The following is an 18439-nucleotide window of genomic DNA, read 5'->3' on the forward strand; positions in this document are numbered from 1 at the left end:
ATACTATACTTGCGCCCGATTGCACAATTCTTGCGGCGAAACGATGACGCCGCTCTTTGCCCTCGTGCCCGGGATGCCACTGCTATTGGTACTGGTAATCCTGGCTGTAGTCATCGACATCGCTGCCGATGTTGATGTCGCCTAGGGTGCGGAAGCTCAGGCGCGCACTGACAGACCAGTCATTGGCGACCGTGCTCTGCGGCTTGTCCGTGTAGGCGATCGTGAAGATCGTGCACTCGTCGGCATAGCTGACGCCGATGCCGCGCCGGATGACTTCCTTGTCGGCCAGGTCCCAGGTCGCCGTTCCCGCAATCGCCCAGTTCTCGTTGATCCGGAACTTCATCGAATGCTTGAGAACGTCTGCCGCCTCGTCGGAGCCGTATTTCTCCTGCGGATCGACCTGCGTATAGACGAGCGCCCCTGTCATGCGCGGCGTCGTGTAGGTGAAGGACGCATCGGTGCGCTTCACCGCCAGGCTCTTTTCGTCAAAGCGCGTGTCCACGGCGGCCGTGAAGCCCTGCGGAAGATCGACCGCGGCCATGGCGACGTAGTCCGAGCGACGGGTTTCGAGACCGGAGTTGGCGCCCGCATGCACGAGGTCTTCCGTCGCAAATGAGTTGCGGCCGGCGATCTGGTAGGACTGGCCGAAGATGCCGCGCACGCCGACGCCATTGGCAAAGGTGCCGGTGTAACGAATGCCGACATTGGCGCGGGTGCCACCTTCGACGCGGTCGAAGCCGGAGAATTTGTCGCGCTCGAAGAGGCTTGTCGCATCGAACACAAAGCTCTGCGCGTCTTCGTTCGGAAGCCCGCCAGCCATCTGTTCGTCGTTGCGCGCGAAGATCTGCGCGATCGGCTCGATGACGTGGCTGCTGTCGCCATAGGTCATCAGGATCGGGTAACGGGCTTCAAGGCCGGCAGTCATCATGTAGCGGCCATCGCCGCCCTTCGGCTCGAGGTCGCCGAGATAGACGCCGCCGGGCACGTTCGAGCCGGTGTGGCGAATGCCATCGGCGCGTGCTGCAAACAGCGGCGTCAGCAACAGGCCGTCGAGATTGAACATCCGCTTCCATTCCGCCTCGGCGGTGAAGCGGCTGTAGCTGCCTTCAAGGCCAGGATAACGGAAGGTCGAACCTTCGGAGTACCAGTCATCCTCGCGGCGCGAGAGATTGGTGAAGTTGGTGGTGAGCGAAAGCTCGCCGCCCAAAATCGGCTCAGGCGCAAACCAGGTGTAGTCGAGCGACGGATAAACGATCGCCTGCTGCTGCTCAAGGATGTTGCGAACCGCGTCGTCCTGGACATTGAAATAATAGGCGTGCAGGTCGAAGAAGTTCCGCTCACCAAGGCCCGTCAGGTAGACGTCGTTGGTGAAGGTGTCGGAGTCGACACCCTCCAGGTTGTAGGTTCGCGAAAAGTTGTTGTCGCTCTGGACCATCACGTCCCAGCCGAACGTCCAGCGCGGATTGATGTCAAACTCGCCCTTAGAGGCCACCATGAAGCGCCCTTCAGCCTCGCGGTCGCTGGTGTTGGCGTCGAACGCGTCCGGGTTCATCTGGTCGATCGCGGCAAAGCGGAAGGTATGCCGGCCGCTTTCGAACCGATTGCGGATCTCGCCCTGCAACAACAGGCCCTGGTTGGAATAGTAGGTCGGGCTGATCGTCGCATCCATGCTCGGCGAGAAGACATGGTAGTAGGGGACGGTTACGCCGAAGCCGAGGTTGTCGCTGGCGGCAAACTGCGGGAACAGCAGGCCTGACTTGCGCTCGACCGTTTCGTCCGGAACCTCGATGGCAAACGGCAGCGTGCCGAGCGAATGGCCGAACAGCTCGAACTGGGCCCGCTCCAGGCGGATCGTGTGCGTCTGGCCGTTGCGGATGACGCGCTCGGCCTTCACCTGCCACAAGGGTGCCTTGCCCGGACGCTGGGCGCAGGGCAGGCAGGCGGTGTAGACGCTGTTGTTGAGCACCATCAGGTCGCCGGGCTGGCGCTCGGCGCTTTCTGCAGCAAGACGGGTGTTGTCGACGGTCTCGACCCGCAGCGCGTTGATGAAGCCTTCGCCAAAATCGTCGGTGATGTCGAGTTCATCCGCATAAACGCGGTTGCCGCTCGGCTCGATCAGCTCGATATTGCCGGTCGCCATGACGCGGCCGGTCTTCTGGTCGTACTGAACGCGCTGCGCCACCATGCGGTAGCGGTTGTAATAAAGCTGCACCGCGCCGGAAGCGGTGACCTGCTCGGCATCCTGGTTATAAACAAGCTGGTTGGCGCGCAGCAAAAGCTTCGCGTTGTCATCCGGGTCGGCAACCAGGCCGGCCCCAAGCGTCTGCGCATGCACCGTCGGTGCCGATACGCCGAATACGCATACAGACACACCTGTCAGCAGGGCGGCGGCAAGCCGACTCAAATTTCCGCGGTTACTGACCGCCACTAGCCATCCTCCTGATGAAGCAGAATAGTCGCCCCCAGTGCCGTCGCGACGACGACTGGAATCCAGACCGCCACGAAGGGTGGAATCGCCCCGCTGCTCCCGAATGCCTTCACAAGCACAGTGACGACATAAAGCACGAAGCCTGCAACTATTCCACCCAGAATCACTGAACGGGACTGGGCGAACCGGCTGAATTTTAGTGACACTGTTGCAGCAATGAGCGTCATGGCCACGAGCAGGACGGGGAGCGAGAGAAGCGAGTGATATTGCGTCTCCAGCGCCTTGGTTGAGATGCCGAATGATTTGCTGACCTCGATCTTCCGGGAAAGATCAAAGAACGCAACGGTTTCCGGCTGCGCGAGGCTTTCCTGGATATATTCCTGTTTCAGGTTGGTGCGAACCTGTGCCGTGTCGCGACGAACAGGAATCTCGCCCGGGCGATTCTCCAGAACCTCGTTAAGAAGCCAGTAACCATCTTCCAACTTAGCCGTCTTGGCATCCTGCCGCAGGATCACCCGGCCGTCCGCATCGAACTGGAAAACGACCACGTCAATGAGGTAGGTCCCGTCGTTCTGGTAGCTCTTGGCGCCGATGATCGTGTCCTGGTCGCCGCTGATCTGGCGGATCCAGGGAAGAAATTTCGAGGCGCGCGTACGGTTGCTCGCTTCGCGCCAGCTGGCTTCCATGGAAGCCGATTCGCGTTGGCCCCAGGCGGAAAGTGGATTGACCACGAAGACAGTCGCCAGGCCGATGAGGAAGGCGCCAGCGACGAAGGGGGAGACGAACTGCCATACCGAAATCCCGGCGGCGCGAGTGACGACCAGTTCGTAACGACGGTTGAGCGCAATCAGCACGGTGATGCCGATGAAGAGGCTGAGCGTCGGGATCGTCTGCTGCAGGATGAGCGGCACGCGCATCGCCGTCATCGCCAGGCCACCCCAGACGGTGTAGCCGACATAACCCGACATGCGGCGGCTCGTTTCGCTGAAGTCGGCGAGGAAGATGATGGCGCTGACGCCGAGCATGAACCAGAGCGCGGTAACGATATAGCGGCGGAAGAAATAGCGGCCGAGCGTCGAGAAGATCATGCCGCACCTCCACCCGAGCGCGCCTGGAAGCGGCTCTGGATGTTACGACTGATCCTGTTGATGCTCGTGCGGATAAGGCGCGGCGTCGAGAACTGGCGGTTCGTCGCGAGCATGTAGATGGCGATCGCCATGCTGGCGACCGGCACGACGTAAGGCGCAAAGGCGTAAGCCGGATGACGTTCGACAAGGTTGGTTGCCGAGAAGCCTAGCCAGCGGATCAGGAAGGCGAGGAACAGCGCATAGACCATCGGATGCACCTGGCGCTGGCGGTGCGAGCGCGTGTTACCGGCGATCACCAGCGAGACGAGCGCGAAGGTGATCGGGAACAGCCAGTCCGACAGGCGCCGGTGAAGTTCTGCCCGGTAAGGCGCCGGCGTTTCCTTGTAATACGGGTCGTTTGGATCCGGATTAAGCAGGAAGGCGAGGCTGCGGTCGGTCGAATATTGCGGAAGGCCGCCCTGCGACTTCGCCATCGCCGAAAGGTCAAAGGCGTAGGAAACGAACTTGATGATGGAGATGCGGCCGTCTGCCGCCTTCCGGTGCACTTCGCCATCGCGCATTGTGAGCGAGGTACCGCTTTCGTCGATCGAGCCTTCGCGGGCGTAGTAGATCAGGTCGAAGTTCGGGTCGCGATAGTCGACCACGAACAGGCCGCGCAGGACGCGACCGGAATGGCGCTCCGAGATCTGGACGTAAAGCCCGTCCTCGATGCTGCGGAAGGTCTTTTCCTCGATCACCGATGACAGCAGGTCGGCATAGGCTTCGGCCACCATCTGGCGGGCGGCAACCCGCGACGGCGGTTCGATGAAGTTGGTGACCGTGAACGAGAAGAGGCTGAGCAGGATGCCGAGAAGGAGAACCGGTCGGTAGATGATGCTTCGCGCCGAACCCGCCGCATCGATGACCGGCAGCTCCGAATCGTTGTTCATCGCCGTCAGCGTCTGGGTGATGCCAATCACCAGCGCGAAGGGGAGAACGACGGGAATGATGGTTGGCAGGATGAAGGTGGCGAGGGTCGCGAACGACCCCATCGACTGCCCCGTATCCGTGACCAGGTTGAGGCGCCCAAGCACCTGGATCGTCCAGATGATGGTGAGCACTGGGATCAGCGTCACCAGGAACATCTGGAAAATCCGGCGCAATATGTAGACTTCGAGAAGCTTCATGCGGCCTGGACGTCTAGTGTTGCGTCATCAGCGGACAAGATTCCCACCGCTGACAGTCGCGCCTATCTAAGCGATCAAAGTCAGGTTTGCGACAGGGCCCGCGTCATAAAGTTGTTTCCGGATTCTGTTTTATCGCGCGCTGTGACATTTGGAAACATATCGCGACCCCGGCGAAGACCACCGGGGACGACAGCCAGCCCAGCACGACGTCCGAAAAGAAGTGGCCGCCGAAGAAGGTTCGCAGCATCGGCGAGACGAATGACAGGATGATGAGCGGTATACCGACGACCAGCCGCAGCCGCTTTGGCATCAGCACGATCAGGCAGGCTATCCAGCCGGCGCCGGCCGCTTCACCCGAGACAAACGAGCAGTTTCCATCGCAGGCGCCGGAGAAATCGCCGGCTGGGGTGAAGAACTCGCGACCACCGAAGATATCGGTCTCATAGGGGCGGGGGCGGTTGGAGATCTGCTTCAGGAACAGGTTGACCAGCAGGTAAGGGCCAACGACCAGGGAAACGAGCGCGGTCGAGTAATCGCGCGTCTTGCGCCAGTCGTAGCCTGGCCCCTTGTGCTTGAGGTTGGCGATCAGCTGGTAGACGAAATAGACCGCCACCACGACCGGCAGGTAGAACAGGATCTGGCGGATTGCGACCAGCAGCTTCAACCGGGCATGAGGGAAGTGTCCGCAGATGCGTCCGGCTTCCGCTGTCGCGCCACATGCCTCCGGCTCAAAGAACAGGTGCGAGACCGCTATGTCGATTTCCGGCACGAAATAGAACAGCGCCAGCAGCGCAAACCACAAGACAAGCAGCACCACGAACCATGTGGTGGGATTGGCGAAACCACGGGGCGGTGGTGAGAACCTGTCGGCGGTTTCGGTCGTAAGCAACGTCATGCAGTCATCTAGTCCGTTCAATGTGGCGCCGGGCGGGCGTGTGCGCTCATTAGCCTATCGGGGACCGGAGCGGTATCGCTTTTGGGTCACGCTTCCTCTCCACGTGTTACGAAAGCTTCCGTCGCCTGGCGGACGGAAGTGTCACATCTCGCCCTTGAACTTGCGGCTGAAACCGCGATGATCGCCGCTTCCTCACGCAGCCCATTGGAGTCGCAATGTCCACGAAATTCGAGATCGCCTTCGCTTCTGCCGCCAAGCTTGACGGTGGCCTCGCCATCCAGCTGAAGCTTAAGGGTGACGGGCCGGCCGCCGGTGCCGCCGAAGTCGATCCTGCGGGCGTCGTTGCCCGCGCTTCGGAAATTGCCAAGTTTACCGGCAAGTCCATGGGCGTTCTCGACATCATCGCGCCGCAGGGTTCGGCCGCCGACCGGCTGGTCGCGCTGGGGCTGGGCAAGGCGGATTCGCTGACGGCTTACGACTGGATCAAGGCAGGCGGCGCCGCTGCCGGTGCCGTGAAGACCATGACGAAAGTGACGGTGTTCCTCGACGCGCCGGGTGTGACGGTCGGCGGCGCGGAGGCGGCTGGCTTTGCACTGGGAATGCTGCTGCGCGCCTACAGCTTCGATTCCTACAAGACGAAAAAGAAGGACGACGAGGACAAGACACCGCAGACCGTGTCCGTCACCATTGTTACGGCCGCTCATGAGGCCGCCACCAAAGCGTTTTCCGGTGCCGAAGCGGTGGCTGGCGGCGTGACGCTGGCGCGCGAACTCGTCAACCTGCCGCCGAACGTGCTCGGGCCGGTGGAATTTGCCGACAAGGCAAAGGAACTCGAAAAGCTGGGCGTCGAGGTGGAGGTCCTGACCGAGGCCGAGATGAAGGAACTCGGCATGGGCGCGCTTCTGGGCGTGGCACAGGGTTCGGTCCGGCCGCCGCGGCTTGCGATCATGCAGTGGAAGGGCGGCAAGGCTGGCGAAGCGCCGCTCGCCTTCATCGGCAAGGGCGTGACCTTCGACACCGGCGGCATCTCCATCAAGCCGGGCGCCAGCATGGAAGACATGAAGGGCGACATGGGTGGCGCCGCCGCCGTGACCGGCCTGATGCACACGCTGGCGGCCCGCAAGGCAAAGGTCAATGTTGTTGGCATCATCGGGCTTGTCGAGAACATGCCGGATGGCAATGCGCAGCGCCCGGGCGATATCGTCACCTCCATGTCCGGCCAGACGATCGAGATCATCAACACCGATGCAGAAGGCCGCCTCGTGCTCTGCGACGCGCTCTGGTACTGCAACGACCGCTTCAAGCCGCGCTTCATGGTCAATCTTGCGACGCTGACGGGCGCAATCATGGTGGCGCTTGGCAACGTGCATGCCGGGCTGTTTTCCAACAACGATGCGCTGTCGGTCGAACTGACAGGCGCGGGCGAGGCGACCGGCGAAAAGCTGTGGCGCATGCCGCTCGGCAAGGACTACGACAAGATGATCGATTCCAAGTTCGCAGACATGAAAAACACCGGCGGCCGTTATGCGGGCTCGATCACCGCGGCGCAGTTCCTCAAGCGCTTCGTCGGCGAAACGCCATGGGCGCATCTCGACGTTGCCGGGACGGCGATGAACTCGCCCTCCAACGAGATCAACCAGTCCTGGGGCTCCGGCTTCGGCGTGCGGCTGCTGGACGAGTTGGTGCGCGCCCACTATGAGAGCGAATGACTGAAATCCTCTTCTACCACCTGACCGAATCCAAGCTGGAAGACGCACTGCCGGCGCTCCTGGAAAAGAGCGTCGAGCGCGGCTGGAAGGTCGTGGTGCAAACGAGCACGGAGGCGCGCCGGGATTTTCTCGACGCGCATCTCTGGACGTTTCGGGAAGACAGCTTCCTGCCGCACGGTACCGACGAGGCACCAATGTCGGAAGCGCAGCCGGTGCTGCTGACCGCGACAGGCGACAATCCGAACGCGGCGAGCGTCCGTTTCCTGGTCGACGGTGCGGAGCCGCCGCCGCTGGATGGCTACGAGCGGATCGTCTTCATGTTCGACGGTTACGATACAGCCCAGTTGGAGGGAGCCCGGGCCCAGTGGAAGCGGCTGAAGGCCGAAGGGCACACCCTGACCTACTGGCAGCAGACGGAAGAAGGTCGCTGGGTGAAGAAGGCCTGACAGGCCTTCTTCTGGTGTTCAGGGCTGCATGATCGTCTGGCGCAGGAAGCTGTAGCCCATCGCCGCCCGTGCAGCCTGCTCGCCGGAATCACCCGCACCGCCGTGGCCGCCCGATCCATATTCGTGGAACAGCGGCTGGTGGCCCTGGTCGATCAACCGCTTGGCGAACCGGCGGGCATGTGACGGGTGCACCCGGTCGTCGTTGGACGAGCTCTCCACATAGACCGGCGGATAGCTGGTCTCGCTCGCTGGCTTCACCTGGTGAAGCGGCGAATAACCCAGCACGTATTCGAGATCGGCAGGATCGTCCGGATTGCCATATTCATCCATCCAGGCGCGGCCGGCCGGAAAGACGTGAAAGCGCGACATGTCAATCACCGGAACGCGGGTCCAGACGGCACCGAAATCCTGCGGATAACGCGTCAGCATCACGGCGGTCAGCAGGCCGCCATTGCTGCCGCCCGTGCAGGCGATGCGCGACGGCGTGGCATAACCGCGTCTCACCAGATCGCGCGCCACGGCAACAAAATCCTCGAATGCCTTGTGGCGTTGATGGCCCTTTGCCGAATAATGCCAGTCCGGCCCAAGCTCACCGCCGCCGCGGATATAAGCCTGCACATAGGCGCCGCCCTTTTCGAGCCAGAGGCCGTTATTGCCCGAATAATAAGGCGCAAGCGGTGAGGCGAAGCCGCCGTAACCATACATGAGCACCGGAAGCTCGCCCTTCGTCCAGGTCTTCGGCAGGACGATGTGGTACGGCACCTTGGTGCCATCCTCCGACGTCGCCTCCAGGAGTTCCGACGTCATTCCCTCGGGATCAAAATAGGCAGGCGCGGTCCCTGTGTGGACGAGTTCCGGTTGCCGGTCGTGGTCCCGCAGGTCCAGGCGGTAGGTGCTGTAGGGCAGGAGGAAGCCCTGACCGATCACCGTCAGGATCTCCTCGCCAAGCGTAAGATCGGCGTCGAGCAGGCGGAAGCTCACCGTTTGCAGTTCCGGCGGCAGCGGCAGTTGTTGCGGTTCTGCGCCGGGCTTCGTCAGGTCAAGCAGGAAGACCTGCGGCACCATGCGGTCGCTGACGATGAAGATCGCCCAGGTTTTCAGAAGCGAAAACTGTGCGATCGACTGCCCATCCTTCGGGGCAAACAGGATGCGCGGTTCACCCAGCTGTTCGGCGGCAAAGGGGGTGATCGGTTGGAGGACAAGGCTGCCCACCGGGAACCGTTCCGCCGTCTTTGCCCGCCACAGTATATGGCTGTGGTTGATGTAGTAGTCGATTTCGACCGGCAGATCGAGGCGGCGGATCTTGCCCTCGGCGTCGCGCAGGTGGGCGCTGGCCTTGCCGATCTCGTGACCGATCGAGAAGACCTCGATCGGCCGCTCGTTCTCCTTGCCGCCCCAGAACAAGGGACTGATGGAAAAGGCCGAGCGGTAGACATCGTCCTTGCCCGCGGCGAAATAGATCTCGGCGTCCTGGGGTTTCTGCCCGCGCTTGAGGCGGCGGCCCACGCGTGGCCAGCCGGAGCGGGTGGCAGACTCCTCGTCGATCGAGCCGAAATAGGCGATCTCGTCACGGCTAAGCCAGCTTGCATGCGAGCGTGCCACCGGCGTGTCAAAGCCGCCTTCGACAAATGCTTTTCTTTCGGTGTCGAACTCCACCAGCCGCAGCAGGTCGGACCCGCCATCGGAAAGGACCAGCAGCACGCGCGTCGGCTCGAAGGGGCAGGTAATGGCACCTGAATAAATCCAGCGCTTGCCCTCAGCCTGGCAGTAGGCGTCAAGATCCAGCACCGTTTCCCAAGGGGCATCCGACCGCGGCTCAAGGTCGGCAGGCAGGCGTCGCCAGATGCCGAGCGGGTTATCCTTGGTGCGGTGATAGTCGAACAGCCAAGGACCACGGCGCGAAGGGACGATCAGCCGGTCCTCCCGCTCGATCATCGACTTGATGCGGTCCCGGTCCTGTTCGAACTCCGGCGTCTTCAGTTTCTGGTCGGATGCTTCGTTGAGTTGCGCCACGAATGACAGGGTGTTCAGGTCGGCGTCGTTTTCCAGAAACAGGTCCATGGCAGAGGTCTTTCGAATGCGGGGGACGGGGTGTCGCTCAGGCAAGATCGGTAAGGGCGAAGTCGTTGCCGACGTAAAGCAGCGGCTGGCCGGCTGCCTTGGCGCCGGCATAAACAAAGCAGTCGCCGAAGTTGAGCTTGGCCGGGTGGCGGCCCTTGCCGTAGCGGGAGAAGGCATCGATGGCGGCAAGTGCCGTCTCGCGTGTCGCCGGAAGAACCTCTACCCGAAGCTCCGCCAGGAAATCCTCAAGCAGGTCGACGGCTTCCCTGACGTCAATCTTGCGTCGGCTTGCGAGAACGCAGGCCGCTTCAAACATCACAGCCGGCGCCGTACTGAAGCTTTGGCGGGACGTCTCGATAGCGGTGGCGATGCGGTCATAGTCAGGGCCGCCGACGAAGTATTCGACGATCGCGGAGGTATCAAGGAACATCAAATCTCCCACATTTCATCGAGGAACTTCTTCTCGTCGAAATCAGGATTGGGCGTACCCATGGACTTGTAGCGGTCCTGCAAAGCTTTCAGCCGCTCGGCAAGCGGCTTTTCGGGTTCTTCTGCAGGCTTGGCAGTTTCGACGACCTTTTCCAGCGCCTGGCGGATGGCATCCGTCTTGGTGGGGGCGTTCAGGATCTGGCGGGCCTGCTCGGCGAGTTGGTTCACCCGCTCGTCACGGACATACAGGGGCATGGCGGCACCTTGTGAATATACATCGAAGGTAGTGTATATTCACAAGCGCTACAAGCTTGGCCGGTAACTCAGCCGGCCATCGCCTCTTCGTATTCGGCGGACAGCATCAACCATTCTTCTTCGGCGGCCGAGAGCTTGGCGGCCGCTTCGCCACGCTCCTTGGCCTTGGTTGCGGCCTTGGCCGGTGCCTTTTCATACAGCAGAGGGTCTGCAAGCTCTTTATCAAGAAGCTGAATCTGCTTCTCCAGCTTTGCCGTTAGCGCCTCGATTTCGTTGATCTTTTTCTTGAGCGGCGCAAGCGAGGCGCGCTTTTCAGCATTCGCCTTGCGCTGTTCGGCCTTGTTGGCCGGCTCGTCCGAAGACGTCGCCGGCTTCTCATCCTTCTTGCGGCCTGCAGCGACGATCAGGTCGCGATATTCCTCAAGGTCGCCTTCGAACGGCTTCACCGTGCCCTCGTTGACGAGCCACAGCCGGTCGACGGTCGCCTCGATCAGGTGGCGGTCGTGGGAGATGAGGATGACGGCACCGTCGTAGTCGTTCAACGCCTCGATCAAGGCGCGACGGCTGTCGATGTCGAGGTGGTTGGTGGGCTCGTCGAGGATCAGCAGGTTCGGCGCGTGGAAGGCGGCAAGCCCCATCAGCAGGCGTGCCTTCTCGCCGCCGGAAAGATCTTTGGCGGCGGTCGCCATCTTTTCGGTCGCCAGCCCCATCTGCGCGACACGGGCACGCACCTTGGCTTCCGGCGCATCCGGCATCAGCCGGCGGACGTGATCGACCGGCGAGGCATCGGGAATAAGATCGTCAAGCTGGTGCTGAGCGAAAAAGCCGATCGACAGCGACGGCGCGAGCCGCATCTCGCCGCCGTCGAGCTGCAGCCGACCGGAGATCAGCTTGGCGAAGGTGGACTTGCCGTTGCCGTTCGAGCCAAGCAGCGCGATCCGGTCGTCGTTGTCGATGCGGAGCGTGATGTTCTTGAGGATCGGCTGGCCGGGCGTATAGCCCACCGCGCCCTTGTTGATGACGACGATCGGCGAGGCGGGCTGCTTCTCGGGAGCGGGGAAGGTGATCGGCTGGACGTGATCCTCCACCACGGCGGCCACCGTGCCCATGCGCTCCAGCGCCTTGATGCGGCTCTGCGCCTGGCGGGCCTTCGACGCCTTGTAGCGGAACCGGTCGATGTAACTCTGGATGTGCTTCCGGGCGGCGTCGCTCTTGGCCTTCGCCTTCATCTGCAGTTCGTCAGCCTCGGCCTTTTGCCGTTCAAAACTGTCGTAGCCGCCGCGGTAGAAGGTGAGCTTCTTCTGGTCGAGATGGACGATCGAATTGACCGCGTTGTTGAGCATGTCGCGGTCGTGGCTGATGACGATGACGGTGTGCGGATAACGGCGCACATAGTCCTCAAGCCACATCGTGCCTTCAAGATCGAGATAGTTGGTCGGCTCGTCGAGGAGCAGCAGGTCGGGCTCGGCAAACAACACGGCCGCCAGCGCCACGCGCATGCGCCAGCCGCCGGAAAAGGACGAGGCGGGGCGCAATTGCGCTTCAGCATTGAAGCCAAGGCCGGCAAGGATGCTCGCCGCGCGCGCTTCCGCCGAATGGGCGTCGATATCGACAAGTCGCATCTGGATCTCAGCGATGCGGTTGGGATCCGTCGCCGTTTCGGCTTCCTTCAAGAGCGCCGTGCGCTCCTTGTCGGCCGCCATCACGATCGAAATCAGCGAATCCTCGGTGCCCGGGGCTTCCTGCGCCACCTGGCCGATGCGCGCGTTGCGCGGGATCGTTACCGAGCCGCTTTCGGCCGCAAGATCACCGGTGATGACGCGGAAGAGGGTGGACTTGCCGGCACCGTTGCGGCCGACAAGGCCTGCCTTCGTTCCAGCCGGCAACGTCACGCTGGCATGGTCGAGAAGCAGGCGGCCTGCGATACGGGCGGAAAGGTCGGTGATCGTGATCATGCGCGGGGTTTTGGCGCAATCCCGCGGTGAAGGCAAGACGGCGGGCGATCATGCCGAGCGCCCGCCGTCGTGTCTCGTCTCAGGCGCGCTTCAGGTCGCTGTGGACCACGACCGGCAGGCGCGGATTGTTGCGGGAGACCTCGAGAGCCGCGGTCGCCTGCAGCCGCAGTTCCGGCGGCGAATAGGCATCCGACGTCAGCGATGCGCCAATGGCAAGCGTCAGCGCCGGCGCCCCTTCTGTGACGGCGAAGACCAGATTGTCGGCGATGGATGCCGCAAGGCGTTCTGCGATCGGCTGCACGCTGTCACGGGTAACGTCACTGAACAGGAAGGCAAACTCGCCTTTGCCGATGCGCGCGAGGAAGTCGTTCTTCTTGACGGACTTGCGGAAGATGGCGGCTGCCTTCTTCACCAGCCGGTTGGTGGCAGGCTCGCCATAGGTCTGGGCGATATAGGGCAGGTCGCGGAGCGAAACGATGAAGAGTGCAACATCGCGCCGGTCCCCCTCTGCGCCATAAAGCGCTTCCAGTCGCTCGGTCAGTGCTGCATGGTTGGGCAGCGAAGTGAGTCGATCGCGCAGCGTCACGGTGCGGGCGGAGAGCGCCTCACGCTCGGCTTCCGCAAGGCGGTCTGCGGCCGCACGCAGGGTCGCTTCGAGCTCGGTTTCGGCAACCACGGCATCCGACAGCGAGACACTCAGGTATTCGATCTCGGCCAGGATCTCGGCCGGACCGGCGGTGCTGTCGTTGCGCAGGCTGCGCGCCACCGTTTCCAGCACCCGCGCGAAGCCCTGCTTCTGGGCAACGCCGTTTGCCATCTTGTCACGAAGTTCGTCGAGCAGCTTGATCTCCTGCTCGCGGCCCTTTGGCGGGGTGAGCGCCACGAAACCGGCGAGCTGGTGGCGGATGCCGATTTCATCGAGTGTGGCCTGCGACGGCTCTTGCGGCAGCGACAGGACTTCCTTCGAGAGTGCAGGGTCCGCCCCTGCCAGGGCATCGTGGAACAGCTCGTAGTTGCGCGGCAACCCATCGACGCCGAGCTTGGCCATGTATTGAACGACCGCCTGCAGGTTCCGGTCCTTTGTTCTTGCAGCGTCACCCGCCATCTTTCGCCCCCTGGAGCTGTTTTCTTGTGCGTAAAGACGTGCCGGAGGGCCTTTAACATATGCTGAAAACGCCGCCCGCACCTGTTGCTAGGGTTAAGGGAAAATGACGAGGCACTCGCGCACAGATGGTGCTCATCAACATTCTTCACTGGTGCATTGGGCCCACCTTCGACATGATGGAGGACCAGGAGATGGCAGGAGGAAACGAATGACGAGAATTCTCTATTCCCTTTGTGGCGCCGACGAGAGCCGGCCATTTTCACCGCACTGCTGGAAGGTGGTTCTGGCGCTGCATCACAAGGGGCTGGATTTCGTGGAGCGGCCTTCGCCCTTCACCAAGATTTCCGAGATCGAGGGCGGTTTTTCCCGCACCGTGCCGATCCTGCGGGACGGCAACGAACTGATCCGCGACAGCTTTACGATCGCGCTTTATCTCGAGGACACATACCCGGATCGGCCGACGCTGTTTGGCGGGGAGGGTGGCAGGGCGCTATCGCGCTTCGTTGAACGCTTCACCCAGACGGTCGTCCATCCGGCGATCAGCCAGTTCGCGCTTCCCGACATCCACGACATGCTGGGCGAAACCGACCAGGTGTATTTCCGCGCCAGCCGCGAGAAGATGATGGGCAAGTCGCTGGAGGAAATCCGCGCAGACAGGGACGCCGCGGTGGGAAGTTTTGCGGCAAAGCTCGACCCGGTGCGCCATACCTTCCGGTACCAGCCTTACCTTGGCGGCGAAGGGCCACTGTTTGCCGACTACATCCTGTTTGGCGCGCTGCAGTGGATGCGCATCACCACCGGCGCGCAGGTGTTGACCCATGACGACCCGGTGCAGGCCTGGTTCGAGCGTTGCCTTGACCTCTATAACGGCGTCGGGCGCAGTGTCGCGCCGGCGTGAAATTGCCGGAACCCCCTTGTTTCCGGTGATGCGGGCGGGTAAAGACCGCCCACTTTCTCCGAATTATCGGGCCAAGAGGAACGAAGGGTAGAACAATGGCGATTGAACGCACGTTTTCGATGATCAAGCCGGATGCCACCAAGCGCAACCTGACCGGCGCCATCACCAAGGTATTTGAAGACAACGGCCTGCGCGTGATCGCATCCAAGCGCGTCTGGATGAGCAAGCGCGAAGCTGAAGGCTTCTACGCCGTTCACAAGGACCGTCCGTTCTTCGGCGAACTCGTTGAAGGCATGACCTCTGGCCCGACCGTTGTTCAGGTTCTCGAAGGCGAAAACGCCATCCTGAAGAACCGCGAAATCATGGGCGCGACCAACCCGGCAAACGCCGAGGAAGGCACGATCCGCAAGACCTTCGCACTGTCGATCGGCGAAAACTCGGTTCACGGTTCGGATGCTCCGGAAACCGCAGCTCAGGAAATCGCCTACTGGTTCTCGGAAACCGAAATCGTCGGCTGATCGTCACGCTCTAAATAATCGAAGAAAGCCGGGGCCAGCCCCGGCTTTTCTGTTTTGTACCTCAGGGACAATTCGCTGCCTTGGCGTAATCAACGCTGCCATCTGCGCGATAGACGTCCGGATTGGGCGTGTAGCCGGGGCCGACTACCAGCGGCTTCGATGGCATCATCTCCGCCTGGTCCATGTTCGAGGTGATCGTCGTCTCTATCGCCTGCAGCAGGCTGTCGTTAATGCCGACGATGCGGATGGAGACAGCGTAAGGCCGATCCTTGCGCACGCATTTGAGGTCCGGGCTCTCCAGCACGACCTTTTCCATGGCCGGAAACAGCTTCTGCCGGACCACGAGCGGATCCCCACCTTGCGGGTTCTCGAACGAGGCCTCGGCATAGGCCCCCTCCGGAAAGGGTGCCGTTTTGCGGAGCGTCACGACATAGTTTGCGGCCGCGACACGGTAGTTGAAGATGAACACCCGGCCGGAGAGTTCGGCGATCGGCGCATCTGCCTCCCGCTGGCAGCCGGCAAGGAGCAGCAGCGCAAACACGAACGCAAGGACGCGGCGCATCATCATGCGGTTTTCTCCTTCGAGCGATGGTAGTGGCGGCTCGCCTTGACCCGGTTGCCGCAGACAGCCATGTCGCACCACTGGCGGCTGCGGTTCTTGCTGCGGTCGATGAACAGCCAGCCGCAATTGCCGCAGATCTTCAGCCGTTCGACCTGATCGGCCGAAAGAAGCCGCAGCGCCGAATGCGCGGTGGCGGCATCAAGCGTGGTGGCGGTGGACTGTCGCAGGTTGTGCGCGATCGCCTCCAGCAGGTCGGCGAGCAGGTGGTTCGCCTCCACCCCTTGGACACGGGCGCGGAAGTAGCAGTCGATGGCCTCACGCAAGGCGAGGAAACGCGATTGCCGTTCCTTCGGCACGGAAAGGATATCACCGAAAAGCGCGCGTTCGGCGCAGAAGCTCTGTGCCGCATCGGCAAAGCTTTCGATCTGTGCGGGATCGGCAAATCGATCCGTCCTGCGCTCCGGCTGGTGGCGCAGGATCACGCTGTTCGCAACATCCAGCGCCAGCGCGCCGCCGGCGAAACGGTGGGGGGTCCATGAAAAACTCATGCGGTAATATAACTGGTAAAATTCATTTTGCCAGTTATAGATGATCGAGCTTGGAGGAGGTGCCATGGCCTATCTGCTGCAGCAACTGGCGAACGCGGTTCCGCTTGCGGCGCTCTATGCAGCCTTGGCCTTTGGCTACTCCCTTGCGTTTGCAGTGACGAAGCGCGCCGACATCACCTATGGCGCGATCTTCGCTTTTTCGGGCCACCTCTATCTGTTGAGTGCGCATTTTGGCTGGGATCGCCTGTGGCTGACGCTGCCGGTGGCGCTCGGTTTCGGCGCGGTCACGGCGCTGGCTGGCGGCGCGGCAGCGGGGCTGACGGTGGGCCAGGTGGTCATGCGGCCGCTGGCGCGCATTTCGCCCAATGCGGTAATTGTCGCGTCTCTCGGCGTGTTGATGGTGTTGATGGAGGGCGCGCGGCTGGCCTCCGATACACGCGAACTCTGGTTGCCGCCCTTCCTCAACAAGCCGGTGATCCTATGGCAGGTCGACGGATTCCCGGTGACGTTGACGTGCATCCAGCTGGTCAACACCGCAGCGATGCTGGCGTTGGTCGGCATAGGCCATGGGATAATCCGGCACAGCCGCTGGGGCAGGATATGGGGTGCCGTCGCCGATGATGCCCGAGCCGCAGAACTCTGCGGCACGTCCTCTGCCCGCGTTTTTGTCGGCGCCTATGCCGCCGCCGCGCTCTACGCCTCGCTTTGCGGGATCCTCGCCACCTCGCATTATGGCACGATGGATTTTGGTGCCGGGTTGCTGTTCGGGCTGAAGGTCGTGCTGATCGCAGCCGCCGGCGGGCACGACAGCCCACTCAGGGCGGCAGCCGGCGCCGCGGTCGTCGGCTTGGCGGAAACGCTCTGGAGCGGTTACGGCCCGATCTTCTGGCGTGAACTGATTGTGGTCTCCGTGCTCGTCCTGGTGCTGGTAATCAGCCGCCGGGAACGAGAGGTGCCGTGATTACCGCCACTTCTCTCGTGCCGCGTCGTCGGCATCCTTAGCCGGGACCCATTCGCCGGCCGTGCCATCGGCAGCGTGTTCCTTTTTCCAGAAGGGGGCGGCGGTTTTGAGGAAGTCCATCACGAAGTTGGCGCCGTCGAAGGCTGCCTGCCGATGCGGTGCGGCTGCGATCACCAGCACGATGTTCTCGCCAGGCAGGATCTTGCCGTAGCGGTGGATGGCGGTAAGCCCCAGCAGCGAAAACCGTGTCATCGCCAGGTCGGCAATCCGTCGCATCTCGGCTTCGGCCATGCCGGGATAATGTTCAAGCTCCAGCGCAAAAAGTTGGCCTTGCTCGTCACGGCATAGTCCGGTGAAGGTGACGACGGCGCCGATATCCTTGCGACCGGCGGTCAATGCGTCGATCTCGACCTGCAGGTCGAAGTTCTCGGACTGGACGCGGATGGTGGGCGCCGTCATGTGCGACCTCCTGGTCTTGCGGCCGTCGCCGGCGAGCACGGGAGGCGCTCCACCATCGGGATCAGCCGCCGGTCATCGGCGGGAAGATGCCGATCTCACGGGCGCCGGCGATCGGCTCGTCGTGCTCGACATGCTCCTGGTTGATCGCGACGCGGATCACGTTGGTGTATTGAAACGCGTTTTCGTATTCTTCGCCAAGCCCCTTCAGGTGCTCAAGCAGGTCACGCACGGTGACGACGCTGTCCGGCAGGTCGATCTCTTCCTCGCCCTTGCCGATGCGTTCGCGAACCCAGGCAAAATAAACCAGATTGACCTTCATTCTTCATCCACCAGGTGTTTGACCCCCGCACGGAAGTAGTCGTAGCCGGTGTAGAAGGTGAGGATTGCAGCGATCCACAGCAGCGCGATACCCATTTCGGTCGTGTAGGGCACGATCTTGTCGCCGGCGGGCCCCGCCAGCAGGAAGGCGATCGCGACCATCTGGATGGTTGTCTTCCACTTGGCGATCCTGGTCACCGGCACGGATACCTTGAGTGCGGCGAGATATTCGCGAAGGCCAGAGACGAGAATTTCGCGGCATAGGATGGTGATGGCGGCCCAGAGCGACCAGCCGGCAATCGTCTGGTCGGCGGCGAGGAGCAGGAGGACGGCCGCGACCAGCAGCTTGTCGGCGATCGGATCAAGCATGCGGCCGATATTGGAGGTCTGGTTCCAGATCCGGGCGAGGTAGCCGTCGAGATAGTCGGTGATCGATGCGACCGCGAACAGCACGAGGGCGGTCCAGCGGGCGACGTCGGAGCTTTCAAGCTGCCCCTCGATGAAGAAGCAGCCGACGATGACCGGCACGGCCAGGATGCGCGCATAGGTGAGAAGGTTCGGGATGTTGTATGCGCGGGAAGCCATAGCGGACCTGTACTTATGTTTGCCTCTAGTTGAGACTTTGAGCGACGAGCGTC

Annotated in this window: 19 protein-coding genes; 5 read left to right on the plus strand and 14 right to left on the minus strand. The window is 62.2% G+C overall.

All coding sequences use genetic code 11. From position 1 onward, the window contains the following. Positions 1–82 precede the first annotated feature (82 nt). From CYG48_RS03795 to CYG48_RS03810, 4 genes are all read right to left on the minus strand, one after another. Positions 83–2428, minus strand: coding sequence for an LPS-assembly protein LptD (locus CYG48_RS03795; protein ID WP_118849153.1), 2346 nt, complete (start codon positions 2426–2428; stop codon positions 83–85). Then, the gene (lptG, locus tag CYG48_RS03800) at positions 2428–3516 is read right to left on the minus strand and encodes an LPS export ABC transporter permease LptG (protein WP_118849154.1); all 1089 of its coding nucleotides are present in this window, start codon (positions 3514–3516) and stop codon (positions 2428–2430) included. The genes CYG48_RS03795 and lptG overlap by 1 nt, the downstream gene beginning before the upstream one ends. Then, entirely contained in the window at positions 3513–4682 is a 1170-nt protein-coding gene (locus CYG48_RS03805) for an LptF/LptG family permease (RefSeq protein WP_118849155.1), read from the minus strand. The genes lptG and CYG48_RS03805 overlap by 4 nt, the downstream gene beginning before the upstream one ends. A 103-nt stretch (positions 4683–4785) precedes the next feature. Beyond that, positions 4786–5577, minus strand: a complete 792-nt coding sequence (locus CYG48_RS03810; RefSeq protein ID WP_118849156.1) for a phosphatase PAP2 family protein — start codon at positions 5575–5577, stop codon at positions 4786–4788. Positions 5578–5792: 215 nt separating this feature from the next. Between CYG48_RS03810 and CYG48_RS03815 the strand changes: the two genes are divergently transcribed. Both CYG48_RS03815 and CYG48_RS03820 read left to right on the plus strand, forming a co-directional pair. Continuing rightward, complete coding sequence (locus CYG48_RS03815) at positions 5793–7286, plus strand: leucyl aminopeptidase (RefSeq protein ID WP_118849157.1); 1494 nt, start codon at positions 5793–5795, stop codon at positions 7284–7286. Beyond that, positions 7283–7732: a DNA polymerase III subunit chi gene (locus tag CYG48_RS03820; protein ID WP_118849158.1), complete on the plus strand. Its 450-nt coding sequence runs from the start codon at positions 7283–7285 to the stop codon at positions 7730–7732. The genes CYG48_RS03815 and CYG48_RS03820 overlap by 4 nt, the downstream gene beginning before the upstream one ends. Positions 7733–7750: 18 nt before the next feature. On the opposite strand, the gene CYG48_RS03825 is transcribed toward CYG48_RS03820, so the two are convergent. The 5 genes from CYG48_RS03825 to CYG48_RS03845 form a co-directional block, all read right to left on the minus strand. Next, positions 7751–9793 carry a prolyl oligopeptidase family serine peptidase gene (locus CYG48_RS03825; protein WP_118849159.1) on the minus strand — a complete coding sequence of 681 codons (2043 nt, stop codon included), beginning with the start codon at positions 9791–9793 and terminating at the stop codon, positions 7751–7753. A 37-nt stretch (positions 9794–9830) separates the two neighbouring features. Next, positions 9831–10223, minus strand: coding sequence for a type II toxin-antitoxin system VapC family toxin (locus CYG48_RS03830; protein WP_118849160.1), 393 nt, complete (start codon positions 10221–10223; stop codon positions 9831–9833). After that, entirely contained in the window at positions 10223–10477 is a 255-nt protein-coding gene (locus tag CYG48_RS03835) for a type II toxin-antitoxin system VapB family antitoxin (protein ID WP_118849161.1), read from the minus strand. Before CYG48_RS03835 ends, CYG48_RS03830 begins: the two co-directional genes overlap by 1 nt. Positions 10478–10545: 68 nt before the next feature. Further along, positions 10546–12432 (minus strand): ABC-F family ATP-binding cassette domain-containing protein, encoded by a 1887-nt coding sequence (locus CYG48_RS03840; RefSeq protein ID WP_118849162.1) that lies wholly within the window; start codon positions 12430–12432, stop codon positions 10546–10548. 79 nt (positions 12433–12511) lie between these two features. Continuing rightward, positions 12512–13537 (minus strand): GGDEF domain-containing protein, encoded by a 1026-nt coding sequence (locus CYG48_RS03845; RefSeq protein WP_118849163.1) that lies wholly within the window; start codon positions 13535–13537, stop codon positions 12512–12514. Positions 13538–13745: 208 nt separating this feature from the next. Here CYG48_RS03845 and CYG48_RS03850 point away from each other — a divergent pair, with 208 nt between their 5' ends. After that, positions 13746–14435, plus strand: coding sequence for a glutathione S-transferase family protein (locus tag CYG48_RS03850; RefSeq protein ID WP_118849164.1), 690 nt, complete (start codon positions 13746–13748; stop codon positions 14433–14435). Between the two features lie 95 nt (positions 14436–14530). Further along, the gene (gene ndk, locus CYG48_RS03855; protein ID WP_118849165.1) at positions 14531–14953 is read left to right on the plus strand and encodes a nucleoside-diphosphate kinase; all 423 of its coding nucleotides are present in this window, start codon (positions 14531–14533) and stop codon (positions 14951–14953) included. A 61-nt stretch (positions 14954–15014) separates the two neighbouring features. Here the strand turns inward: ndk and CYG48_RS03860 are convergent, their stop codons facing one another. Together CYG48_RS03860 and CYG48_RS03865 are read right to left on the minus strand one after the other, a co-directional pair. After that, positions 15015–15521 (minus strand): hypothetical protein, encoded by a 507-nt coding sequence (locus tag CYG48_RS03860; RefSeq protein WP_118849166.1) that lies wholly within the window; start codon positions 15519–15521, stop codon positions 15015–15017. Continuing rightward, positions 15518–16063, minus strand: coding sequence for a CGNR zinc finger domain-containing protein (locus tag CYG48_RS03865; protein ID WP_118851486.1), 546 nt, complete (start codon positions 16061–16063; stop codon positions 15518–15520). The genes CYG48_RS03860 and CYG48_RS03865 overlap by 4 nt, the downstream gene beginning before the upstream one ends. Positions 16064–16127: 64 nt before the next feature. Between CYG48_RS03865 and CYG48_RS03870 the strand changes: the two genes are divergently transcribed. Then, entirely contained in the window at positions 16128–17024 is an 897-nt protein-coding gene (locus CYG48_RS03870; RefSeq protein WP_118849167.1) for a branched-chain amino acid ABC transporter permease, read from the plus strand. Here the strand turns inward: CYG48_RS03870 and CYG48_RS03875 are convergent, their stop codons facing one another. From CYG48_RS03875 to pgsA, 3 genes are all read right to left on the minus strand, one after another. Further along, complete coding sequence (locus tag CYG48_RS03875) at positions 17025–17483, minus strand: molybdenum cofactor biosynthesis protein MoaE (protein ID WP_118849168.1); 459 nt, start codon at positions 17481–17483, stop codon at positions 17025–17027. A 61-nt stretch (positions 17484–17544) separates the two neighbouring features. Next, positions 17545–17802 carry a molybdopterin converting factor subunit 1 gene (gene moaD / locus CYG48_RS03880; RefSeq protein ID WP_118849169.1) on the minus strand — a complete coding sequence of 86 codons (258 nt, stop codon included), beginning with the start codon at positions 17800–17802 and terminating at the stop codon, positions 17545–17547. Beyond that, positions 17799–18386 (minus strand): CDP-diacylglycerol--glycerol-3-phosphate 3-phosphatidyltransferase, encoded by a 588-nt coding sequence (gene pgsA, locus CYG48_RS03885; protein WP_118849170.1) that lies wholly within the window; start codon positions 18384–18386, stop codon positions 17799–17801. The genes moaD and pgsA overlap by 4 nt, the downstream gene beginning before the upstream one ends. Positions 18387–18439: the final 53 nt, after the last annotated feature.

The organism is Neorhizobium sp. SOG26, from assembly GCF_003491345.1.
GTDB classification, from domain to species: Bacteria; Pseudomonadota; Alphaproteobacteria; order Rhizobiales; family Rhizobiaceae; genus Neorhizobium; species Neorhizobium turbinariae.